Annotated in this window: 16 protein-coding genes; 7 read left to right on the top strand and 9 right to left on the bottom strand. The window is 65.4% G+C overall.

All coding sequences use genetic code 11. The features are described from left to right. Positions 1–113: 113 nt before the first annotated feature. From CDE01S_RS02815 to CDE01S_RS02805, 3 genes are all read left to right on the top strand, one after another. On the top strand, positions 114–920 hold the full coding sequence (locus CDE01S_RS02815; protein WP_066703431.1) for a ZIP family metal transporter: 807 nt from the start codon (positions 114–116) through the stop codon (positions 918–920). A 173-nt stretch (positions 921–1,093) separates the two neighbouring features. Beyond that, positions 1,094–2,206 (top strand): glycosyltransferase family 4 protein, encoded by a 1,113-nt coding sequence (locus CDE01S_RS02810; RefSeq protein ID WP_084382654.1) that lies wholly within the window; start codon positions 1,094–1,096, stop codon positions 2,204–2,206. A gap of 34 nt (positions 2,207–2,240) precedes the next feature. Beyond that, positions 2,241–2,552 carry a hypothetical protein gene (locus tag CDE01S_RS02805; RefSeq protein ID WP_066703429.1) on the top strand — a complete coding sequence of 104 codons (312 nt, stop codon included), beginning with the start codon at positions 2,241–2,243 and terminating at the stop codon, positions 2,550–2,552. Positions 2,553–2,600: 48 nt separating this feature from the next. On the opposite strand, the gene CDE01S_RS02800 is transcribed toward CDE01S_RS02805, so the two are convergent. The 7 genes from CDE01S_RS02800 to CDE01S_RS02770 form a co-directional block, all read right to left on the bottom strand. Next, complete coding sequence (locus CDE01S_RS02800; RefSeq protein ID WP_084382653.1) at positions 2,601–3,932, bottom strand: cytochrome c; 1,332 nt, start codon at positions 3,930–3,932, stop codon at positions 2,601–2,603. Next, the gene (locus tag CDE01S_RS02795; RefSeq protein WP_245636090.1) at positions 3,929–4,693 is read right to left on the bottom strand and encodes a c-type cytochrome; all 765 of its coding nucleotides are present in this window, start codon (positions 4,691–4,693) and stop codon (positions 3,929–3,931) included. The genes CDE01S_RS02800 and CDE01S_RS02795 overlap by 4 nt, the downstream gene beginning before the upstream one ends. 58 nt (positions 4,694–4,751) lie before the next feature. Beyond that, the gene (locus CDE01S_RS02790) at positions 4,752–5,174 is read right to left on the bottom strand and encodes a VOC family protein (RefSeq protein ID WP_066703427.1); all 423 of its coding nucleotides are present in this window, start codon (positions 5,172–5,174) and stop codon (positions 4,752–4,754) included. A gap of 15 nt (positions 5,175–5,189) precedes the next feature. Next, complete coding sequence (locus CDE01S_RS02785) at positions 5,190–6,047, bottom strand: sulfurtransferase (protein ID WP_066703425.1); 858 nt, start codon at positions 6,045–6,047, stop codon at positions 5,190–5,192. Positions 6,048–6,210: 163 nt separating this feature from the next. Continuing rightward, positions 6,211–7,098 carry a DMT family transporter gene (locus tag CDE01S_RS02780; RefSeq protein ID WP_066703423.1) on the bottom strand — a complete coding sequence of 296 codons (888 nt, stop codon included), beginning with the start codon at positions 7,096–7,098 and terminating at the stop codon, positions 6,211–6,213. A 100-nt stretch (positions 7,099–7,198) separates the two neighbouring features. Beyond that, positions 7,199–7,744, bottom strand: coding sequence for an NADPH-dependent FMN reductase (locus tag CDE01S_RS02775; protein ID WP_066703420.1), 546 nt, complete (start codon positions 7,742–7,744; stop codon positions 7,199–7,201). A gap of 23 nt (positions 7,745–7,767) precedes the next feature. Continuing rightward, entirely contained in the window at positions 7,768–8,889 is a 1,122-nt protein-coding gene (locus CDE01S_RS02770; RefSeq protein WP_066703417.1) for an aromatic ring-hydroxylating oxygenase subunit alpha, read from the bottom strand. A 242-nt stretch (positions 8,890–9,131) separates the two neighbouring features. On the opposite strand from CDE01S_RS02770, the gene CDE01S_RS02765 reads away from it, so the two are divergent. From CDE01S_RS02765 to CDE01S_RS02750, 4 genes are all read left to right on the top strand, one after another. Then, positions 9,132–9,374 (top strand): exodeoxyribonuclease VII small subunit, encoded by a 243-nt coding sequence (locus tag CDE01S_RS02765; RefSeq protein WP_066703414.1) that lies wholly within the window; start codon positions 9,132–9,134, stop codon positions 9,372–9,374. Continuing rightward, entirely contained in the window at positions 9,359–10,270 is a 912-nt protein-coding gene (locus CDE01S_RS02760) for a polyprenyl synthetase family protein (RefSeq protein WP_066703411.1), read from the top strand. Before CDE01S_RS02765 ends, CDE01S_RS02760 begins: the two co-directional genes overlap by 16 nt. Before the next feature lie 61 nt (positions 10,271–10,331). Continuing rightward, positions 10,332–12,230, top strand: a complete 1,899-nt coding sequence (dxs, locus tag CDE01S_RS02755; protein WP_066703408.1) for a 1-deoxy-D-xylulose-5-phosphate synthase — start codon at positions 10,332–10,334, stop codon at positions 12,228–12,230. Positions 12,231–12,352: 122 nt separating this feature from the next. Next, on the top strand, positions 12,353–13,435 hold the full coding sequence (locus CDE01S_RS02750) for a TRAP transporter substrate-binding protein (protein ID WP_066703405.1): 1,083 nt from the start codon (positions 12,353–12,355) through the stop codon (positions 13,433–13,435). A gap of 136 nt (positions 13,436–13,571) precedes the next feature. Here CDE01S_RS02750 and CDE01S_RS02745 read toward each other — a convergent pair whose 3' ends face one another. Continuing rightward, entirely contained in the window at positions 13,572–15,371 is a 1,800-nt protein-coding gene (locus CDE01S_RS02745) for a TRAP transporter large permease (RefSeq protein ID WP_066703402.1), read from the bottom strand. Between the two features lie 19 nt (positions 15,372–15,390). Continuing rightward, positions 15,391–16,020 carry a TRAP transporter small permease subunit gene (locus CDE01S_RS02740; protein WP_066703398.1) on the bottom strand — a complete coding sequence of 210 codons (630 nt, stop codon included), beginning with the start codon at positions 16,018–16,020 and terminating at the stop codon, positions 15,391–15,393. Positions 16,021–16,109: the final 89 nt, after the last annotated feature.

The raw sequence follows: 16,109 nt of genomic DNA, 5'->3' as shown, positions 1-16,109 counted from the left end.
CCATGCACCGGCAATCAGCCGCCTGCGGGCGGCTTTTTTGACCGCGCCCGGGCCGCGCCCTGAATTGGATGCGAAAATCGGCCCCTACCCTTGATGAAAAAGCGCAAGCAGCTATGGTTTTGATAGCAATTCTGGCCGGTACCCTGGCCGCCGGCATCGGCAGCGTGTGGCTGGCCGCGGCCCTGAGTTTCGGCGTGCTGTCACGCTACACCCAGCACATGCTGAGCCTGGCCGCGGGGGCCTTGATGGGCACCGCCTTTTTGCACCTGCTGCCCGAAGCCTTCGAGAGCGAGGTCGCGCCGCACCGCCTGTTCATGACGCTGCTGGTCGGCCTGGTGTTCTTCTTCCTGCTCGACAAGGCCGAACTCTGGCACCATGGCCATGAACACCACCACGCGGCGGACAACGGACATGAGCATGACCATGAACACGCGGCACATCACCCGCATGGCCACGGCCATGTGCACACCTCGGGCGGCTGGACCGTGCTGGCCGGCGACAGCGTGCACTGTTTCGGCGACGGCATCCTGATCGCCTCCGCCTTCATCGCCGACCTGCGCCTGGGTGTGGTTGCGGCCCTGGCCGTGCTGGCGCACGAGGTGCCACACCACATGGGTGACCTGCTGGTGCTGCGGCAAAGCACGGGCGACCGCAAGGCTGCGCTGCTCAAGGTCACGCTGGCCGGCGCCATCACGGCACTGGGCGGGCTGATCGGCTACTGGCTGGTGGACCAGCTGCACGATTACCTGACCTACTTCCTGGTGGTGGCCTCCAGCAGCTTCATCTACGTGGCGCTGGCCGACCTGATTCCGCAACTGCAAAAGCGCCTGAGTCTGCGCGAGACGCTGGCCCAGATCGCCTGGCTGCTGGTGGGCATCGGGCTGGTGACGCTGGTCAGCAGCGTGGCGCACGGGCACTGAGCGCATCCCCTGGCCCGCCGGCGCAAGAGGCCGGAAACCTGCAATCCCACGCCTGGGTGTCCGTGCAGGCCGGGTGGTGTGCCTTGGCACAAACCTCTGTTGCACGGCTTTACAGAAGATTTACCGGATGGTCAGTATCCGGTCAACCTGTTGCCATTAAGTTTCATCTCCGTATGAAACTGATTTATGTGGTGCGTCGTTTTGGCCCGGTGGGTGGCATGGAACGCTATGTCTGGGAAACGGCGTGCGAGATGCGCCTGCTGGGGCATGAGGTCAAGGTCCTGTGTGAAACACGTGAGGCCGAACCGCCGCCCGGCATGGTCGTGCATGAATTGGGAACATCGCCGGCGCGTCCCCGCTGGAAAGCGCTCTGGCGCTTTGGCAACAAGGTGGCGCATTGGCTGGAGGCGCATCCGCACCCCGGCTGGTTGATCCACAGCCATGAGCGATTGGGGTGCCATCACATCACGACCTACCACGGCCAGCCCTTTGCCACGGTGTTCGAGAAGCACTGGACCCGCTGGTTGTCCCTGCGGGTCGTGATGCAGCTGTACATGGAACGGCGCGAGCTGGCCAGGGCCCAATGGATCGTTCCGGTGTCCCAGCTCAACCGGCAGCAACTGGCGCATTACTACCCGAAGTTCGCCCACAAGCTGACGCAAGCAATCGAACCCGGTGTTGCCGGCAGTACGCATCGTTTGCCACACAGCGTGCCTGGTGATGGCGGTGTGGTCGGCTTTGTCGGCAAGGAGTGGCAGCGCAAGGGCCTGGAGTTTGCGGTCGCCGTGGTCGAGCGCTTGCGCCGGTGGCGGCCCCATCTGGTTTTCATGGTGCTGGGGCCGGTGGCGGCCGAAGTGCAGCCGCTGTTTGCCCATTGGCAGGAGGGGTATGAACTGATGGGGTGGTCGCTTCCGGACTACGCCCGCTTTGACGTCCTGCTGCATCCGGCCAAAGCCGAACCGTATGGCATGGTCATTGCCGAAGCCATGGCGGCCCAGGTACCGGTGGTGGTGTCGAACCACTGTGGTGCCGCTGCCCATGTCAAGCCGGAGGCCGGCGCGGTGCTGGCATTGACCGATCCGGTCGATGCCTGGGCCGCGGCCATTGAGCAGCAACTAGAGCGGCAGACCTCGGTGCCTTCTTTTGTGCGGACCTGGCGCCAGGTCGCCCAGGCGTACGAAACCCTCTACCAGTCAACGGGCGGCGAGGTTGGGGCCAGCCCGTTCAAGGCGCCAGGCGATCGCGCCGATTCGGGGTCGGTCCCGGTCTTGCATTCAAGGCCGTAGGCCTCACCTGTCGCTGGCATAAAGGAGTTTAGGCGTGGATGATGTGATCCGGGGTTTATTCAAGCTGTTGCTGCGGGCCGTCCTGCTGATGATGGGGCTGGTGTTTCTGGCCAGTCTGGCGGTGGCGGCCGTGCTGGTAGGGGCCTTGTGGCTGGTGCGCGCCTTGTGGGCGCGCCTGACGGGTCGACCGGTGCAGCCGCTGGCGTTCACGCTCATCCGCCGTGCCCAGTGGGCGCGGTTTTATCGCCCGGGCAGCGCGGCGCGTGCCGATGACGCAGAGGTGATCGATGTGCCGTCACGGCAGGTGTCTCCCGCGCCCGAACCGCCGGGCCGGCTCGACCACTGAGCCGAGCCCGGCCTAGCGTAGCGTCAAGCGCGGTAGGGGCTGTTGGCCTCAGCGTGCCGCCGTGCCGCGCAGCTGCTGCACGTCCAGCGCACTCACCGGTGCGGCCTGGTTGCCCCATTGCGTGCGGATGTAGGTCAGCAGGGTGGCCACATCGCTGTCGCTGAGCTGGAGCACGAAGGGCGGCATGCCGAAGGGGCGTGGGTGGCCCGCGGTGGCCGGCGCAAAGCCGCCGTTCAGCACGATCTGCACCAGGTTGGCCGGTGAGGCCAGGGTGACAGCGCGGTTGCCTGCCAGCGGCGGGTAGGCCAGGCGGCCATCGGTGCCGCGGCGGCCTTCGCCGTGTTCGCCGTGGCATTGCGCACAGCGCTTGTCATAAAGCTGTTCGCCCGCGCCCTTCAGGCGCGCGCTGGGCGCTGCCGCGGTGCTGGCCACCGGTGTTTCGGTGCGGGGCAGTTGCTTCAGGTACAGCGCCATGGCGCGCAGGTCGGCGGCGCTCCAGTGCTGCGTGCTGTGCTGCACCACCTCGGCCATGGGACCAGTCACCAGGGCATTGCCGGCACGGCCGCTCTGGAACAGCGCCACGATGTCGTCCAGCGTCCAGTCCTGCACGCCAGCTTCGGTCGGGTTGGTCAGCGAGGGCGCATACCAGTTCTGCACCGGGATCAGGCCGCCTGCGAGGTCCAGCATGTTGCTGCTGGCGCCCAGCGCATTGCGCGGCGCATGGCAGGCGCTGCAGTGCCCGAGACCGCGCACCAGGTAGGCGCCGCGTTGCACCTCCAGGTTGCTGTCATTCGCTGCCGCTGGCGCGGCGGCACCTTCCTCGAAATACAGGGCGCGCCAGACTTTGAGCGCAGCCTGGGTGTTGTAGGGCCAGTCGAGCTGGTGCGCCGGGGCAGGCGTCGCATCCGGCGGCAGGCTGCGCAGGTAGGCGTAGAGCGCGTCGCTGTCGGTGCGCGTGATGTGGGTGGTGTTGTTGTAGGGGAAGGCCGGGTACAGCCAGCGCCCGTCGCGCGACTGGCCGTGGTGCAGCGCGCGCCAGAAGTCGTCCGCGCTCCAGGCGCCCAGGCCGGCGGGGCTGGGCGTGAGGTTGCTGCTGAAGACGGTGCCGAACGGCGTGGCGATGCCGCGTCCGCCGGCGTAAGGCACGCCGCCGCGCGCGGTGTGGCAGACCTGACAGTTGCCCAGCGTGGCCAGGTAGCGCCCACGCTCGACCGTGGCGGTGTCGGTTGCCGGGTTGGTGGCTGAAGCCTTCACGGCCAGCGGCGCTGTTGGCCACATCAGCCAAGCGAGCACGCTGCCGAGCAGCAGGAGCAGGGCCAGCACGGGCAGCAGCCGGCCTTGATGGGCATGGCGCCCGGTGGGGTGTTTGCGTGCGTTCATGGCCGGCCTCCTGTGGCTGCGGCGGCTGAGGGCGCATAAGCGCTGCCGCATTCCAGGGGCAAAGGCGCCGGCAGCGCCCGGGCCGGTTTGGGATTGGCCGGCAGCGGCTGGCTGGCCAGCCAGCCGCTCACCGCCGACACGTCGCTGTCGCTCAAGCGCCGGGCGATGCTGGCCATGCAGTCTGGGGTATGGGCGCGACGTTGGCCGCTGCGCCAGGCGCCCATCTGCGAATTCAGGTAGTCGCGCGGCAGGCCCAGCAAGCCGGGAATGCCAGGTTGCACGCCGGTCAAGGCGCTGCCGTGGCATTGCACGCAGGCCGGCACCTGGCGGGTGGCATCGCCTTGCAAGGCCAGTTGCCGGCCGCGTTGGAGTTCCTGTGCCGTGGCCGAGACCGGGCTGGGGGCGGGGTAGGGCAGGTCCAGAGTTGCAAAGTGTTCGGCCATTTCGCGCAGGTAGCTGTCGCTCAAGGGTTCCACCATGTGCGTCATCAGGCGGTAGCTGCGGCGGCCCTCGCGGAAATGCAGCAGCTGGTTGTACAGATAACCCGCCGGCTTGCCGGCGATGCGGGGGTAGTAGCCATCGGGTGCTGCGCGGCCTTGGGCGCCGTGGCATGCCGTGCAGGCCAGGGTGCGCTGGGCGATCGTGTCTTCAAACGCGGGCGGGGCGGCCAGGGTAGGCAGCGCCAGCCAGCCAGCCAGCGCACTGAAGAGTGTGCCCAGCAGGCGGCGGTAACGGGTGCGGAACATGGTGATGAGGGACATCAGAAAAACAAAAATCAAATGGGTGATGCATCGGCGCGGACGGTGACACAACCTGGGCTCATTCCGGCGCGAGCCACTGGGGATTGAAGACCACCTCCCAGAGATGGCCGTCGGGGTCCTGGAAGTAACCGGCATAACCGCCCCAGAAAGTGGCCTGCGCCGGCTTGACGATGAGCGCTCCCGCCGCCTGCGCCTGCGCCATGACGGCATCGACTTCCGCCTCGGAGGCAACGTTGTGCCCGAGGCTGAGTTCGGTCGGGCTGGGCGTACCCAAAGGCAGACCGGTATCCCGCGCCAGGCTCTTGCGTGGCCAGAGCGCGAGTTTCAGGCCGGCTTGCAGGTCGATGAAGACCACCGCACCCTGTTCGAACTCGGTTCCGACGATGCCTTCGGTCGGCAGACCCAGGCCATCGCGGTAGAAACGCAGTGCGCGTGTCAGGTCGTCGACGCCGAGGGTGATGACGGTGATGCGTGGTTGCATGGTGTTGTGTCCGGCTCAGCCTTGCGCCATCGGCCGGGCCGGGTCGCTGCACCACTCGCTCCAGCTGCCGGCATACAGGGCGCCACGGCCCAGGCCGGCCACTTCCATCGCCAGCAGATTGGGCACGGCGCTGACCCCGCTGCCGCAGTGGTGCACCACACTGGCCGGGTCGCGTCCGGCGAGCAAGGCCGTGAATTCGGCGCGCAGTTCCTCGGCCGGCTTGAACCTGCCGTCGGGGCCGAGGTTCAGATTGAACGGACGGTTCAGGGCGCCGGGGATATGGCCGGCCACCGGGTCGAGCGGTTCCACCTCGCCGCGGAAGCGCGGCGTGCCACGCGCATCCACCAAGGTCTGGGTCGGCCGGCCGAGTTGCTGCAGCACCGTGTCGGTGGTGGCGAGTTGCGCCTTGGGTGTGCTGGCGTGAAAGGCCGATGCCACGCGCGGCAGGGCGGTGCCGGTCTCGATGGCACCGTTGGCAGCCTCCCACGCCTGCAGGCCGCCGTCGAGCACCGCCACTGCCTCATGGCCAACCCACTTGAGCATCCACCACAGCCGGCCGCAGTAGTTGGCGCCCTGGCGGTCATACACCACGGCCTGCATGTCGGCTGTGAAACCGAGGCTGGCCAGCCAGGCAGCGAAGGCCTCGCGCGTCGGCAGCGGGTGACGCCCGCCGTTGACCGCGTCAGCAGGATGCTTGGCGCTGAGGTGGCGGTCCAGGTCGGCACGCTGCGCGCCGGCAATGTGCGCGCGCAGGTACTGCTGTTCGCCTTCGGTGGGCTGCATCAGCTCGAAGCTGCAGTCGAACACCATCAGAGGCTTGCTACTTTGTTGCAGGGTCAGCAGTTGCTCGGCAGTGATCAGGGTGGCGTACATGAAGAATCCTTGCGGAAAGTCAGGGGGACTTTCGCGGACTGCCTGGCGGAAAAAATGGCTTCAACCCAAGGCACCCGCGGAACCGGCTTTGCCGGGCCGCTGGGTGCGCCCCCTGGAAGGGGGGATGCGAGCCACACGCAGTGGGCGAGAGTCGGGGGTGATCTTAATGCTCTTCCGCCGGCGTATCCGGGATGGCACGTTCACGCAGGAAGGTGGCGGCCACGCCGCTGGTGACGATGAGGCCGATGCCCAACCAGCCGGAAAGCGGAATCTGGTCGCCGAACAGCAGCAGGCTGTAGAGCGCGGCAAACACGATGCCCGAGTACTGCAGGCTGGCCACCACCAGGGTGTGGCCGCGGCTGTAGGCGCGCGTCATGCACCACTGGCCGAGCGAGGCCAGCACGCCGATGGGGATCAGCCAGACGGCGGCCTGCCAGGTGATCTGCGACCAGGGCGTGAAGCCGGCAAACAGCGTGCCCACCGCGCCGGTGGCCGTGGTGCCGACGGCGAAATAAAACACCGTGCGACCCACCGGTTCGCCCGCGCGGCCCAACGCCGTGACCTGCATGTAGGCCAGCGCCGCACTCATGCCCGAGAGCAGGCCGATCAGGCCGGCAAACAGCTGGTTCTGGTCGATGGTGGGGCGCAGTGTCAGCACCACACCGGCAAAACCCAGCAGCACGGTGGCCAGCAGCGGCCCCTGGCGCTCGGCCTTGCCGTAGAGCAGGGCGCCGCCGATGATGAAGGCCGCCACCCAGATGCCGCTCATGTAGTTCAATGTCATGGCCGTGGCCAGCGGCAGGTGGGCGATGGCGTAGAACCAGGCCGTCAGGGCCGCACCGCCGACCACCGTGCGCCAGGCGTGCATGAAAGGCACCGGCGTGCGCAGCGCCACACCGCCAGTGCGCAGCACGGCTGCCATGAAGGCGATGCTGATGAGGCCGCGGTAGAACACCAGCTCGAAGGTGTTGAAGGAGGCCGAGGCCAGCTTGACCCCCACGCCCATGGTGGCAAAGAAAAAGGCGCCGAGGACCATCCAGAGTGCTTGCATGACTCAATCTTGAAGAGGCGGGTGGGAGTCACCCGTGTTGTGGCGGATCAGCCGCATGGGGCGGCTGTCTGACGTGCAGGGTGTCAGTACGGCTGCCATTTTAGGATTCACCTTGACGGGGCAGGCTGTTGGCGTGAAATGATTCGAGCGCTGCCAGCGCCGAGCGGATCAGGGGTGACAGGGCCGGGTCGCTGGCCAGGGCTTCGGCATTCAGCTCGCAGGCCGTGACCGGGATGCGCAGGCAGGCCTCGGGGATGAGCTGTGCGTTCATCGTGCGCAGGATCTCGCGCAGGGCGTCGTCGGCGTGCTGGGCGCGGTGCGACGGATTGAGCACGGCAACGGGTTTGTCGGTGAACGGGACGAGGCCGACCAGCCAGTCGAGCGTATTCTTGATCGTGCCGGTGACACCGTGGGCGTATTCCGGGCTGGCGATGACCAGTGCATCCGCCTGGGTGACCGCGCTCCACAGGGCTTGCACGGGGCTGGGGGCGCAGGGCTCGAGATCAGGGTTGAACAGCGGCAACTCACCCAGGCCGGTGAAGAGGGTGAAGTCCAGCCTGCCCGGGGCCAGGGTGCGCATGGCCTGCAACAGGGCCAGGCTTCTCGACTGTTGCCGCAGGCTGCCGCACAGGGCGAGCACATGCATGCCGGATGCCCGCGTGGACGGACTCACATCCCCATCTGCCGCCGGTACCACTCGTGGAAGTGCTGCATGCCGTCTTCCATCGGGCTCTGGTAGGGGCCGACTTCGTTGTCACCGCGGTCGAACAGGGCACGGCGGCCGGCGTCCATGCGTTCGCCGATTTCGTCGTCCTCGATGCAGGTTTCCATGTAGGCCGCCTGCTGGGCTTCGACGAACTCGCGCTCGAAGGCGGTGATCTCTTCCGGGTAGTAGAACTCCACCATGTTGAGCGTCTTGGTGGTGCTGATGGGGTGCAGCGTGGAGACAGTCAGCACGTGCGGGTACCACTCGACCATGATGTGCGGGTAATAGGTCAGCCAGATGGCGCCGCGCTCGGGCAGTTGGCCGTTGCGGTACTTCAGCAGGGCGTCGTGCCAGCGTTGGTAGACCTTGGAGCCGGGACGGCCGAAGGCACTGGACACGCCCACGGTCTGCACCGAGTAGTTGTCCTTGAATTCCCAGTTCAGGTCGTCGCAGGTGACGAAGTGGCCCAGGCCAGGGTGGAAGGGGCCGACGTGGTAGTCCTCCAGATAGACCTCGATGAAGGTCTTCCAGTTGTAGTTGCACTCGTGAAGTTCGACGCGGTCGAGCGTGAAGCCGGTGAAGTCGAGTTCGGCGCGCGGCCCCATGCCAGCCAGGTCGGTCTCGATGTCGCGGCCGTTGTCCTCGAACAGCAGGCCATTCCACTCGCGCAGCTTGTAGTTGTTCAGGTTCAGGCAGGGGTCGTGCGCAAAATGCGGTGCGCCGATGAGCTGCCCCTGGGCCGAGTAGGTCCAGCGGTGCAAGGGGCTCACGATGTTGCCGCCGGCGCTGCCCGACTGGGTGTGGTTGAGCGAACCACGGCCCTTGAGCATCACCGCCTGGCGATGCCGGCAGACGTTGGAGATCAATTCCACGCCGGTAGGCGTGCGCACCAGGGCACGGCCCTCGTTCTCCTGCGGCAGGGCATAGTAGTCGCCCACCTCGGGAACACTGGCGGCGTGCCCCACATAGCGGGGCCCGCGCTGAAAAATCTGTGCCATCTCGCGCTGGAACAGCGCCTCGTCAAAGTAGCTTGAAACTGGTAGTTGGCTGTGCGCCTGCTGCAGTTGAAGACTTAAATCAGACATGGGTGACCTGACCTAAAGACTCCCCACAGGGAGGTACGCCCTCGGGCGTGAAAAACGGAAATGGCCTTGCCGATGCGGCAGGCCGGGGGAGGACCTGGGATTGTACCCCGGGGCTGCTGCACGCCACACCGAAGGGTTGATTCCGTATGCCCGTTGCCGGATTTCGAGGACTTTTACAGGTCCGCTGACCCGGGCGGGCAGGTGGCAGCCTAAAATTGCAGGTTTTCACCCCTCTCGCTTCCATGCCCAAGGCCACCCCTTCCTCGTCCGCATCCAGCCTGCCCGCCAGCTACGAGGCTGCACTCGCAGAACTCGAGCAACTGGTCAGTCGGCTCGAATCCGGCGACATGCCGCTGGAACAGCTGCTGTCGGGCTACCAGCGCGGCGCGGAACTGCTGAAGTACTGCCGCGACAAGCTCGAAGCGGTGGAGGCCCAAATCAAGGTGCTGGACGAAGGCACGCTCAAGACATGGACACCCGAGTGACTCAGCTGGCTGAATTGGATCTGCGCGCCTGGAGCGCCGAGCGGCTGGGCCGCGTCGAACTGGCACTTTCGACTTGGGTGGCATCCGATGCCCCGGCCGGCCTGGGACAGGCGATGCGCTACGCCGTGCTGGATGGCGGCAAGCGTCTGCGCCCGCTGCTGGTACTGGCTGCCGCCGAGGCGGTGGGCGGCAACATGCAGGCCGCGCTGCGCGCCGCCTGCGCGGTGGAGCTGATCCATGCCTATTCGCTGGTGCATGACGACATGCCTTGCATGGACAACGACGTGCTGCGCCGCGGCAAGCCGACCGTGCATGTGCAGTACGGCGAGGCCAGTGCCTTGCTGGCCGGCGACGCGCTGCAGGCGCTGGCCTTCGAGTTGCTCACGCCGGACGACGGCAGCGTGCCCGAGGCCATGCAGGCCCAGCTGTGCCGGCTGCTGGCGCGCGCGGCCGGCAGCGCCGGCATGGCCGGCGGCCAGGCCATTGACCTGGCCAGCGTCGGCGTCAGGCTGGACGAGGCGCAACTGCGTGAGATGCACCGCCTGAAGACGGGCGCCCTGCTGCAGGGCAGCGTGCTGATGGGGGCAAGTTGCGGTGCCTTGACGACCGCTGAACGCGATGCCCTGTCGACCTATGGCGCCGCCATCGGCCTGGCCTTCCAGGTGGTGGACGACATCCTCGACGTGACGGCCGACTCCGCTACCCTGGGCAAGACCGCCGGCAAGGATGCCGAGCAGGACAAGCCGACCTATGTCTCCATCCTCGGGCTGGAGCGCTCGCAGCGTTATGCGCAGGAGCTGCTGGCACAGGCGTTGGCAGCACTTGATGCCAGCGGCCTGGCCGACACGCGCGCGCTGCGTGCCTTGGCCGACATGGTGGTCAACCGTGCCAGTTGAGTATCAAATCGGCATCAAGCCCTTGTCAATATTGCGCAACCAGCTATCAAAAACATAGCGTATGTCGAACACCACCTATCCCTTGCTGCAGACCGTCAACGATCCGGCGGATCTGCGCAAGCTTTCGCGTCTCCAGTTGCGCACGCTGGCGGATGAACTGCGCGCCTACCTGCTGGAGAGTGTGGCCAAAACCGGCGGCCACCTCAGTTCCAACCTCGGCACGGTGGAGCTCACCGTGGCGCTGCATTACGTCTTCAATACACCGCATGACCGCCTGGTGTGGGACGTGGGCCACCAGACCTACCCGCACAAGATCCTGACCGGTCGGCGTGAACGCATGGCCTCGCTGCGCCAGCTCGGTGGCCTCTCGGGCTTCCCGCAGCGCACCGAAAGCGAATACGACGCCTTCGGCACCGCCCACTCCAGCACATCGATCTCCGCCGCCTTGGGCATGGCGTTGGCGGCGCGGCAAAAGGGCGAAGACCGCCATGCCATCGCCGTCATCGGCGACGGTGCCATGACGGCCGGCATGGCCTTTGAGGCGCTCAACCACGGCGGCGTGGAAGACTGCCGCTTGCTGGTCATCCTGAATGACAACGACATGAGCATCAGCCCGCCGGTGGGGGCGCTCAACCGCTACCTGGCGCAGTTGATGAGCGGCCAGTTCTATGCCGCCGCCAAGAACGTTGGCAAGACGGTGCTCAAGGGCGCGCCGCCGCTGTTCGAGCTGGCCAAGCGCATCGAGGAGCACGCCAAGGGCATGGTGGTGCCGGCGACTCTGTTCGAGAAGTTCGGCTTCAACTACATCGGCCCGATCGACGGCCACGACCTCGAATCGCTCATTCCCACGCTGGAGAACATCAAGCACCTCAAGGGGCCGCAGTTCCTGCACGTGGTCACGAAGAAGGGCCAGGGCTACAAGCTGGCCGAGGCCGACCCGGTGGCCTACCACGGCCCGGGCAAGTTCGACCCGGCGGTCGGTCTGCAGAAACCGGCCACGCCGCCGAAACAGACCTTTACCCAGGTGTTTGGCCACTGGCTGTGCGACATGGCTGAGAAGGATCCGCGCCTGGTTGGCATCACGCCGGCCATGCGCGAGGGTTCCGGCATGGTGGAGTTCCACCAGCGTTTCCCCGATCGTTATTACGACGTCGGCATCGCCGAGCAGCACGCGGTCACGTTCGCCGCCGGCCTGGCCTGCGAAGGGCTGAAGCCGGTGGTGGCGATCTACTCCACCTTCCTGCAGCGCGCCTACGACCAGCTGATCCACGACGTGGCGCTGCAGAACCTGCCGGTGGTGTTCGCGCTCGACCGTGCGGGCCTGGTCGGCGCCGACGGGGCCACACACGCCGGTGCCTACGACATTCCCTACCTGCGCTGCATTCCGAATGTGAGCGTGGCCTGCCCGGCCGATGAGCGCGAGTGCCGTCAGCTGTTGAGTACCGCCTTCGAGCAGAACCACCCGGTGGCGGTGCGTTACCCGCGCGGTGCGGGTGTCGGTGTCGCCCCCGAGGCCGGCTTGTCAGGCTTGCCGTTTGCCAAGGGTGAGGTCCGGCGTCAGGGCAAAGGCATTGCCATCCTGGCCTTCGGCACGCTGCTTTACCCCGCGCTGGACGTGGCCGAGAAGCTCGGCGCCACTGTGGTCAACATGCGTTGGGTCAAGCCGCTCGATACCGAGTTGCTGCTTCAGGTAGCGGCCGAACACGAGGCACTGGTCAGCGTGGAAGAGGGCGCTGTCATGGGTGGCGCCGGCAGTGCGGTGAGTGAGGCCCTGCAGGCTGCAGGGGTACTCAAGCCGCTGCTGCAACTGGGGCTGCCCGATGTCTTCATCGAGCACGGCGACCCGGCCAAGCTGCTGAGTTTGCAGGGGCTGGATGCCGCGGGCATGCAGGCCAGCATCGAGAAGCGTTTCCCTGATCTGGTGGCGCAGGCACGCCCTGCGTTCAAGGTCGTGGCCTAGGGATAACCATTGCCGTCCATCAGCCTGAACACACCTGTTTCGGTTTAGACTTCGCAGCCTGTACTCCGTGCGTTCATGAGACGCATGGTCAGTTTTTCAACCCAAAATCTGGAGATCGCCCCATGGATCGTCGTTCCATCATCAAGCAGGCCGGTATTGCTGGCGTGCTCGCCGCCGGTGTCGCCCCTGCCGTGCATGCTCAAGCTGCCGTGCGTTGGCGCCTTGCTTCGAGCTTCCCCAAGTCGCTTGCGACTATCTTCGGCAGCGCTGAAATGCTGGCCAAGACCGTCAAGGCCATGTCGGGCGGCAAGTTCGAAATCTCGGTTCACCCGGCCGGCGAGTTGATGCCCGCTTTCGGCGTGGTGGATGCGCTGCAGGGCGACACGATCGAAATGGCGCAGTCTGCGTCCTACTACTTCACGGGCAAGGATCCCATTTTTGCCTTCAGCTGCGCCGTGCCCTTTGGCCTGACCGCACGCCAGAATGAAGCCTGGAAGCAATACGGCAATGGCCGCAAGTTGCTGGACGCCTTCTTTGCCAAGTACAACTTCCGTACCGCCACCGCAGGCAACACCGGCACCCAGATGGGTGGCTGGTACCGCAAGGAGATCAAGTCCGTGGCCGACCTCAAGGGCCTGAAGATGCGCCTGGGCGGCGGCCTGTTCGGCGAAGCCATGGCCAAGCTGGGCGTGGTGGCGCAGAACATGCCTGCCGGTGACGTGTACCAGGCACTGGAAAAAGGCACGCTGGACGCGAGCGAGTTTGTCGGCCCGTACGACGACCAGAAACTGGGCTTCAACAAGGTGGCTCCGTTCTACTACTACCCCGGCTGGTGGGAAGGCGGCGCCGACCTCGAGTTCTTCATCAACAACAAGGCCTATGCCAAGCTGTCGGATGAGAACAAGGCCATCCTCGACGCTGCAACCGTTGTGGCAGCACGCGACATGACCGCCAAGTACGATGCCTGGAACCCGATCGCCCTCAAGCAACTGGTGGCTGAAAAGACCCAGCTCAAGGCCTTCCCGAAGGCTGTGATGGACGCCGGCTTCAAGGCCTCGATGGAAGTGTTCGCCGAGCACGAAGCCAAGTCGCCCGAGTTCAAGAAGATCCACCAGGACATGCGTGCGTTCCAGCGCGACCAGATCCTGTGGAACCGCTTCTCCGAATTCCCGTTCAACCAGTACATGAACGCGGTGAAGATCTAAATCTTCCCGCACCTGCCACGCTGTGGCAGGCACAAAAAAGCCGCGCAATGCGCGGCTTTTTTTCATGGGTCTGGCAGCGTGGCTCTCTGCAGCTGGCACGCGCGGTGTCGGTCCGCCGTGCCAGCGTGCCGTCCCGCTATTTCTTCTTGTCGGCCTTGAGGGCGTCCTGCATGGCCTTGAGCGGATCGTCTTCAGTGCTTGCACCGGCAGCTTCCGGTGCGGGGGCTGTTGCGTCCGGTTTTTCATCGGCACCATAACCTGGATCTGCGTTGTCGTTGCTGTCTTCTGTGGACAGACTGTCGCGCATCTGGTCGCTGATGCTCTCCATGTTGACTTCCACTTTCTTGTCCAGGCTGCCGGTCACCAGCTGCGGGAAGGCGATCAGGATGCCGACCATGGTCAGCTGGATGATCAGGAAGGGAATGGCGCCCTTGTAGATCTGCATGGTGGTCACCGGCTCCATGACCTTCTTGGTCACGCGATCCACATAGGGTTTTTCCGGCGCGACCGAGCGCAGGAAGAACAATGCGAAGCCGAACGGCGGGTGCATGAACGAAGTCTGCATGTTGACGGCCAGCAGCACGCCGAACCAGATCAGGTCGATGCCCAGTTTCTCGGCCACCGGCGCCAGCAGCGGCACCACGATGAACGACAGCTCGAAGTAGTCGAGGAAGAACGCCAGGAAGAAGATCATGACGTTGACCAGGATCAGGAAGCCGACCTGACCGCCGGGCAGATTGGCCATCAGGTGTTCCACCCACTTCGGGCCGTCCGCGGCCTGGAACACCAGGCTGAACACGGTCGCGCCGATCAGGATGAACATCACGAAGCTGGCCAGCTTGGTGGTCGATGCCAGGGCCTGCTTGAGCAGCTTGAGGTCCAGACGCTTGCGCATCCAGCCCATGATCAGCGCACCCAGGGCGCCCATGGCGCCGCCTTCGGTCGGTGTGGCCACGCCCAGGAAGATGGTGCCCAGCACCAGGAAGATCAGCAGCAGCGGCGGAATCAGCACGAACGTCACGCGTTCCGCCAGACGCGACAGCAGGCCCAGCTTGGTGGCGCGATTCACCAGCGCGATGATGAGTGCCAGGAAGACGCCGCCGCACATGGCGACCACGATCTTCTCGTCCGTGGCAACGAAGCTCACTTCTTCGCCCAGCCACCAGGTGTGCACCGCTTCCATGTTGCGTGCGAGGAAGACCGACACCGTGGCCGACAGCGCGGTCAGCACAGCCAGCGAGGTGTAGCCGCTGCTGCCATCGGCTTCGCGGAACGTGCGTGCCTCGGGCGGCAGAGCCGGTACGCGCTCCGGCTTGAAGACGGCCAGGAACAGGACATAGGCGACATACAGGCCCATCAGCATGAAGCCGGGGATGAAGGCACCCTTGTACATGTCACCCACGCTGCGGCCGAGCTGGTCGGCCATGATGATCAGCACCAGCGAGGGCGGGATGATCTGTGCCAAGGTACCGGAGGCAGCGATCACGCCGCTGGTCAGGCGCCGGTCATAGCCGTAGCGCAGCATGATGGGCAGGGAGATCAGACCCATGGAGATGACGGAAGCCGCCACCACGCCGGTGGTGGCCGCCAGCAGCGCGCCGACGAAGACCACCGCCAGTGCCAGACCGCCACGCATCGGGCCAAAGACCTGACCGACGGTTTCAAGCAAGTCCTCGGCCATGCCGCTGCGTTCAAGTACCAGCCCCATCAAGGTGAAGAAGGGCACGGCCAGCAGGGTGTAGTTGGCCATGATGCCGATCAGGCGCTGTGGCAGCCAGGCCATCACGGAAGAGGGAAACACGCCGAGCTCGATGCCGATGAAACTGAAGAACAGGCCGCAGGCACCAAGGCTGAATGCCACCGGGAAGCCCAGCAGCAAGAACATGATCAGCCCCGCGAACATGATCGGGGCGAAATTGGTGGTGATGAATTCCATATTGAGTAGCTCCAGCCGCTTAGCGTTGGGGGGCAGCGCCGGTCGCGGGGCTGGCTTCAAAGTTTTCGGCGGCGGCCTGGGCACGCAGGGCTTCGGCCAGTTCCTCCTCGGCCGATTTGTCGCTCAGGCGGCCCATCGGGTCAGGTCCCTGACCGCGCAGGAAGGCGATGCGCTTGATCAGTTCCGACCAGCCCTGCAGCAGTAGCAAAACAAAACCGAAAGGCAGCGCCGCCCAGACCGGCCAGCGGATCAGACCGCCGGGGTTGGGTGATGTTTCGCCGGTCTGGAACATCTGGATCACCAGCGGAATGCCGAGGTAGAGGACCACGAGGCACAGCGGTGTCAGGAAGAAAGCAAAACCGATGATGTCGATCCACACCTGCGCGCGCTTGGGCAGGCGGCTGTTCAGCACGTCGATGCGCACATGTTCGCGGTGCAGCAGGGTGTAGCCGGCCGCGGCCAGGAACGACCAGGCGAACAGGTACCACTGTGCTTCGAGGTAGGCATTGGAGCTGGTGTCGAAGACCTTGCGCACGATGGCGTTGAGGGCACTGATGGTGGTGGCTGCAAAGATGAGCCAGATCACGTATTTGCCGACTTGGGCGTTCAGCCAGTCCACGGCATTGGAGAACTTCAGTAAAGCGCGCATTGAGTTGGTCCCATGGCATGCAAAAGGAGGAGGGTGTCTGAAGACACGATTGACAGATAAAGAAACACGCAGCAGTTGCCTACTAGCAA

It is taken from the genome of Curvibacter delicatus NBRC 14919, assembly GCF_001592265.1.
Lineage (GTDB): Bacteria > Pseudomonadota > Gammaproteobacteria > Burkholderiales > Burkholderiaceae_C > Hylemonella > Hylemonella delicata.
This window is presented reverse-complemented; position numbering and strand designations above follow the sequence as displayed.

What these genes read in the sequence shown, in the direction of transcription:
- CDE01S_RS02745 (WP_066703402.1), bottom strand. Translation starts at nt 15,371, where the DNA reads ATGGAATTCATCACCACCAATTTCGCCCCGATCATGTTCGCGGGGCTG.
- CDE01S_RS02795 (WP_245636090.1), bottom strand. Translation starts at nt 4,693, where the DNA reads ATGTCCCTCATCACCATGTTCCGCACCCGTTACCGCCGCCTGCTGGGC.
- CDE01S_RS02810 (WP_084382654.1), top strand. Translation starts at nt 1,094, where the DNA reads ATGAAACTGATTTATGTGGTGCGTCGTTTTGGCCCGGTGGGTGGCATG.
- CDE01S_RS02780 (WP_066703423.1), bottom strand. Translation starts at nt 7,098, where the DNA reads ATGCAAGCACTCTGGATGGTCCTCGGCGCCTTTTTCTTTGCCACCATG.
- CDE01S_RS02815 (WP_066703431.1), top strand. Translation starts at nt 114, where the DNA reads ATGGTTTTGATAGCAATTCTGGCCGGTACCCTGGCCGCCGGCATCGGC.
- CDE01S_RS02775 (WP_066703420.1), bottom strand. Translation starts at nt 7,744, where the DNA reads ATGCATGTGCTCGCCCTGTGCGGCAGCCTGCGGCAACAGTCGAGAAGC.
- CDE01S_RS02790 (WP_066703427.1), bottom strand. Translation starts at nt 5,174, where the DNA reads ATGCAACCACGCATCACCGTCATCACCCTCGGCGTCGACGACCTGACA.
- CDE01S_RS02785 (WP_066703425.1), bottom strand. Translation starts at nt 6,047, where the DNA reads ATGTACGCCACCCTGATCACTGCCGAGCAACTGCTGACCCTGCAACAA.
- CDE01S_RS02740 (WP_066703398.1), bottom strand. Translation starts at nt 16,020, where the DNA reads ATGCGCGCTTTACTGAAGTTCTCCAATGCCGTGGACTGGCTGAACGCC.
- CDE01S_RS02800 (WP_084382653.1), bottom strand. Translation starts at nt 3,932, where the DNA reads ATGAACGCACGCAAACACCCCACCGGGCGCCATGCCCATCAAGGCCGG.
- CDE01S_RS02770 (WP_066703417.1), bottom strand. Translation starts at nt 8,889, where the DNA reads ATGTCTGATTTAAGTCTTCAACTGCAGCAGGCGCACAGCCAACTACCA.
- dxs (WP_066703408.1), top strand. Translation starts at nt 10,332, where the DNA reads ATGTCGAACACCACCTATCCCTTGCTGCAGACCGTCAACGATCCGGCG.
- CDE01S_RS02765 (WP_066703414.1), top strand. Translation starts at nt 9,132, where the DNA reads ATGCCCAAGGCCACCCCTTCCTCGTCCGCATCCAGCCTGCCCGCCAGC.
- CDE01S_RS02750 (WP_066703405.1), top strand. Translation starts at nt 12,353, where the DNA reads ATGGATCGTCGTTCCATCATCAAGCAGGCCGGTATTGCTGGCGTGCTC.
- CDE01S_RS02760 (WP_066703411.1), top strand. Translation starts at nt 9,359, where the DNA reads ATGGACACCCGAGTGACTCAGCTGGCTGAATTGGATCTGCGCGCCTGG.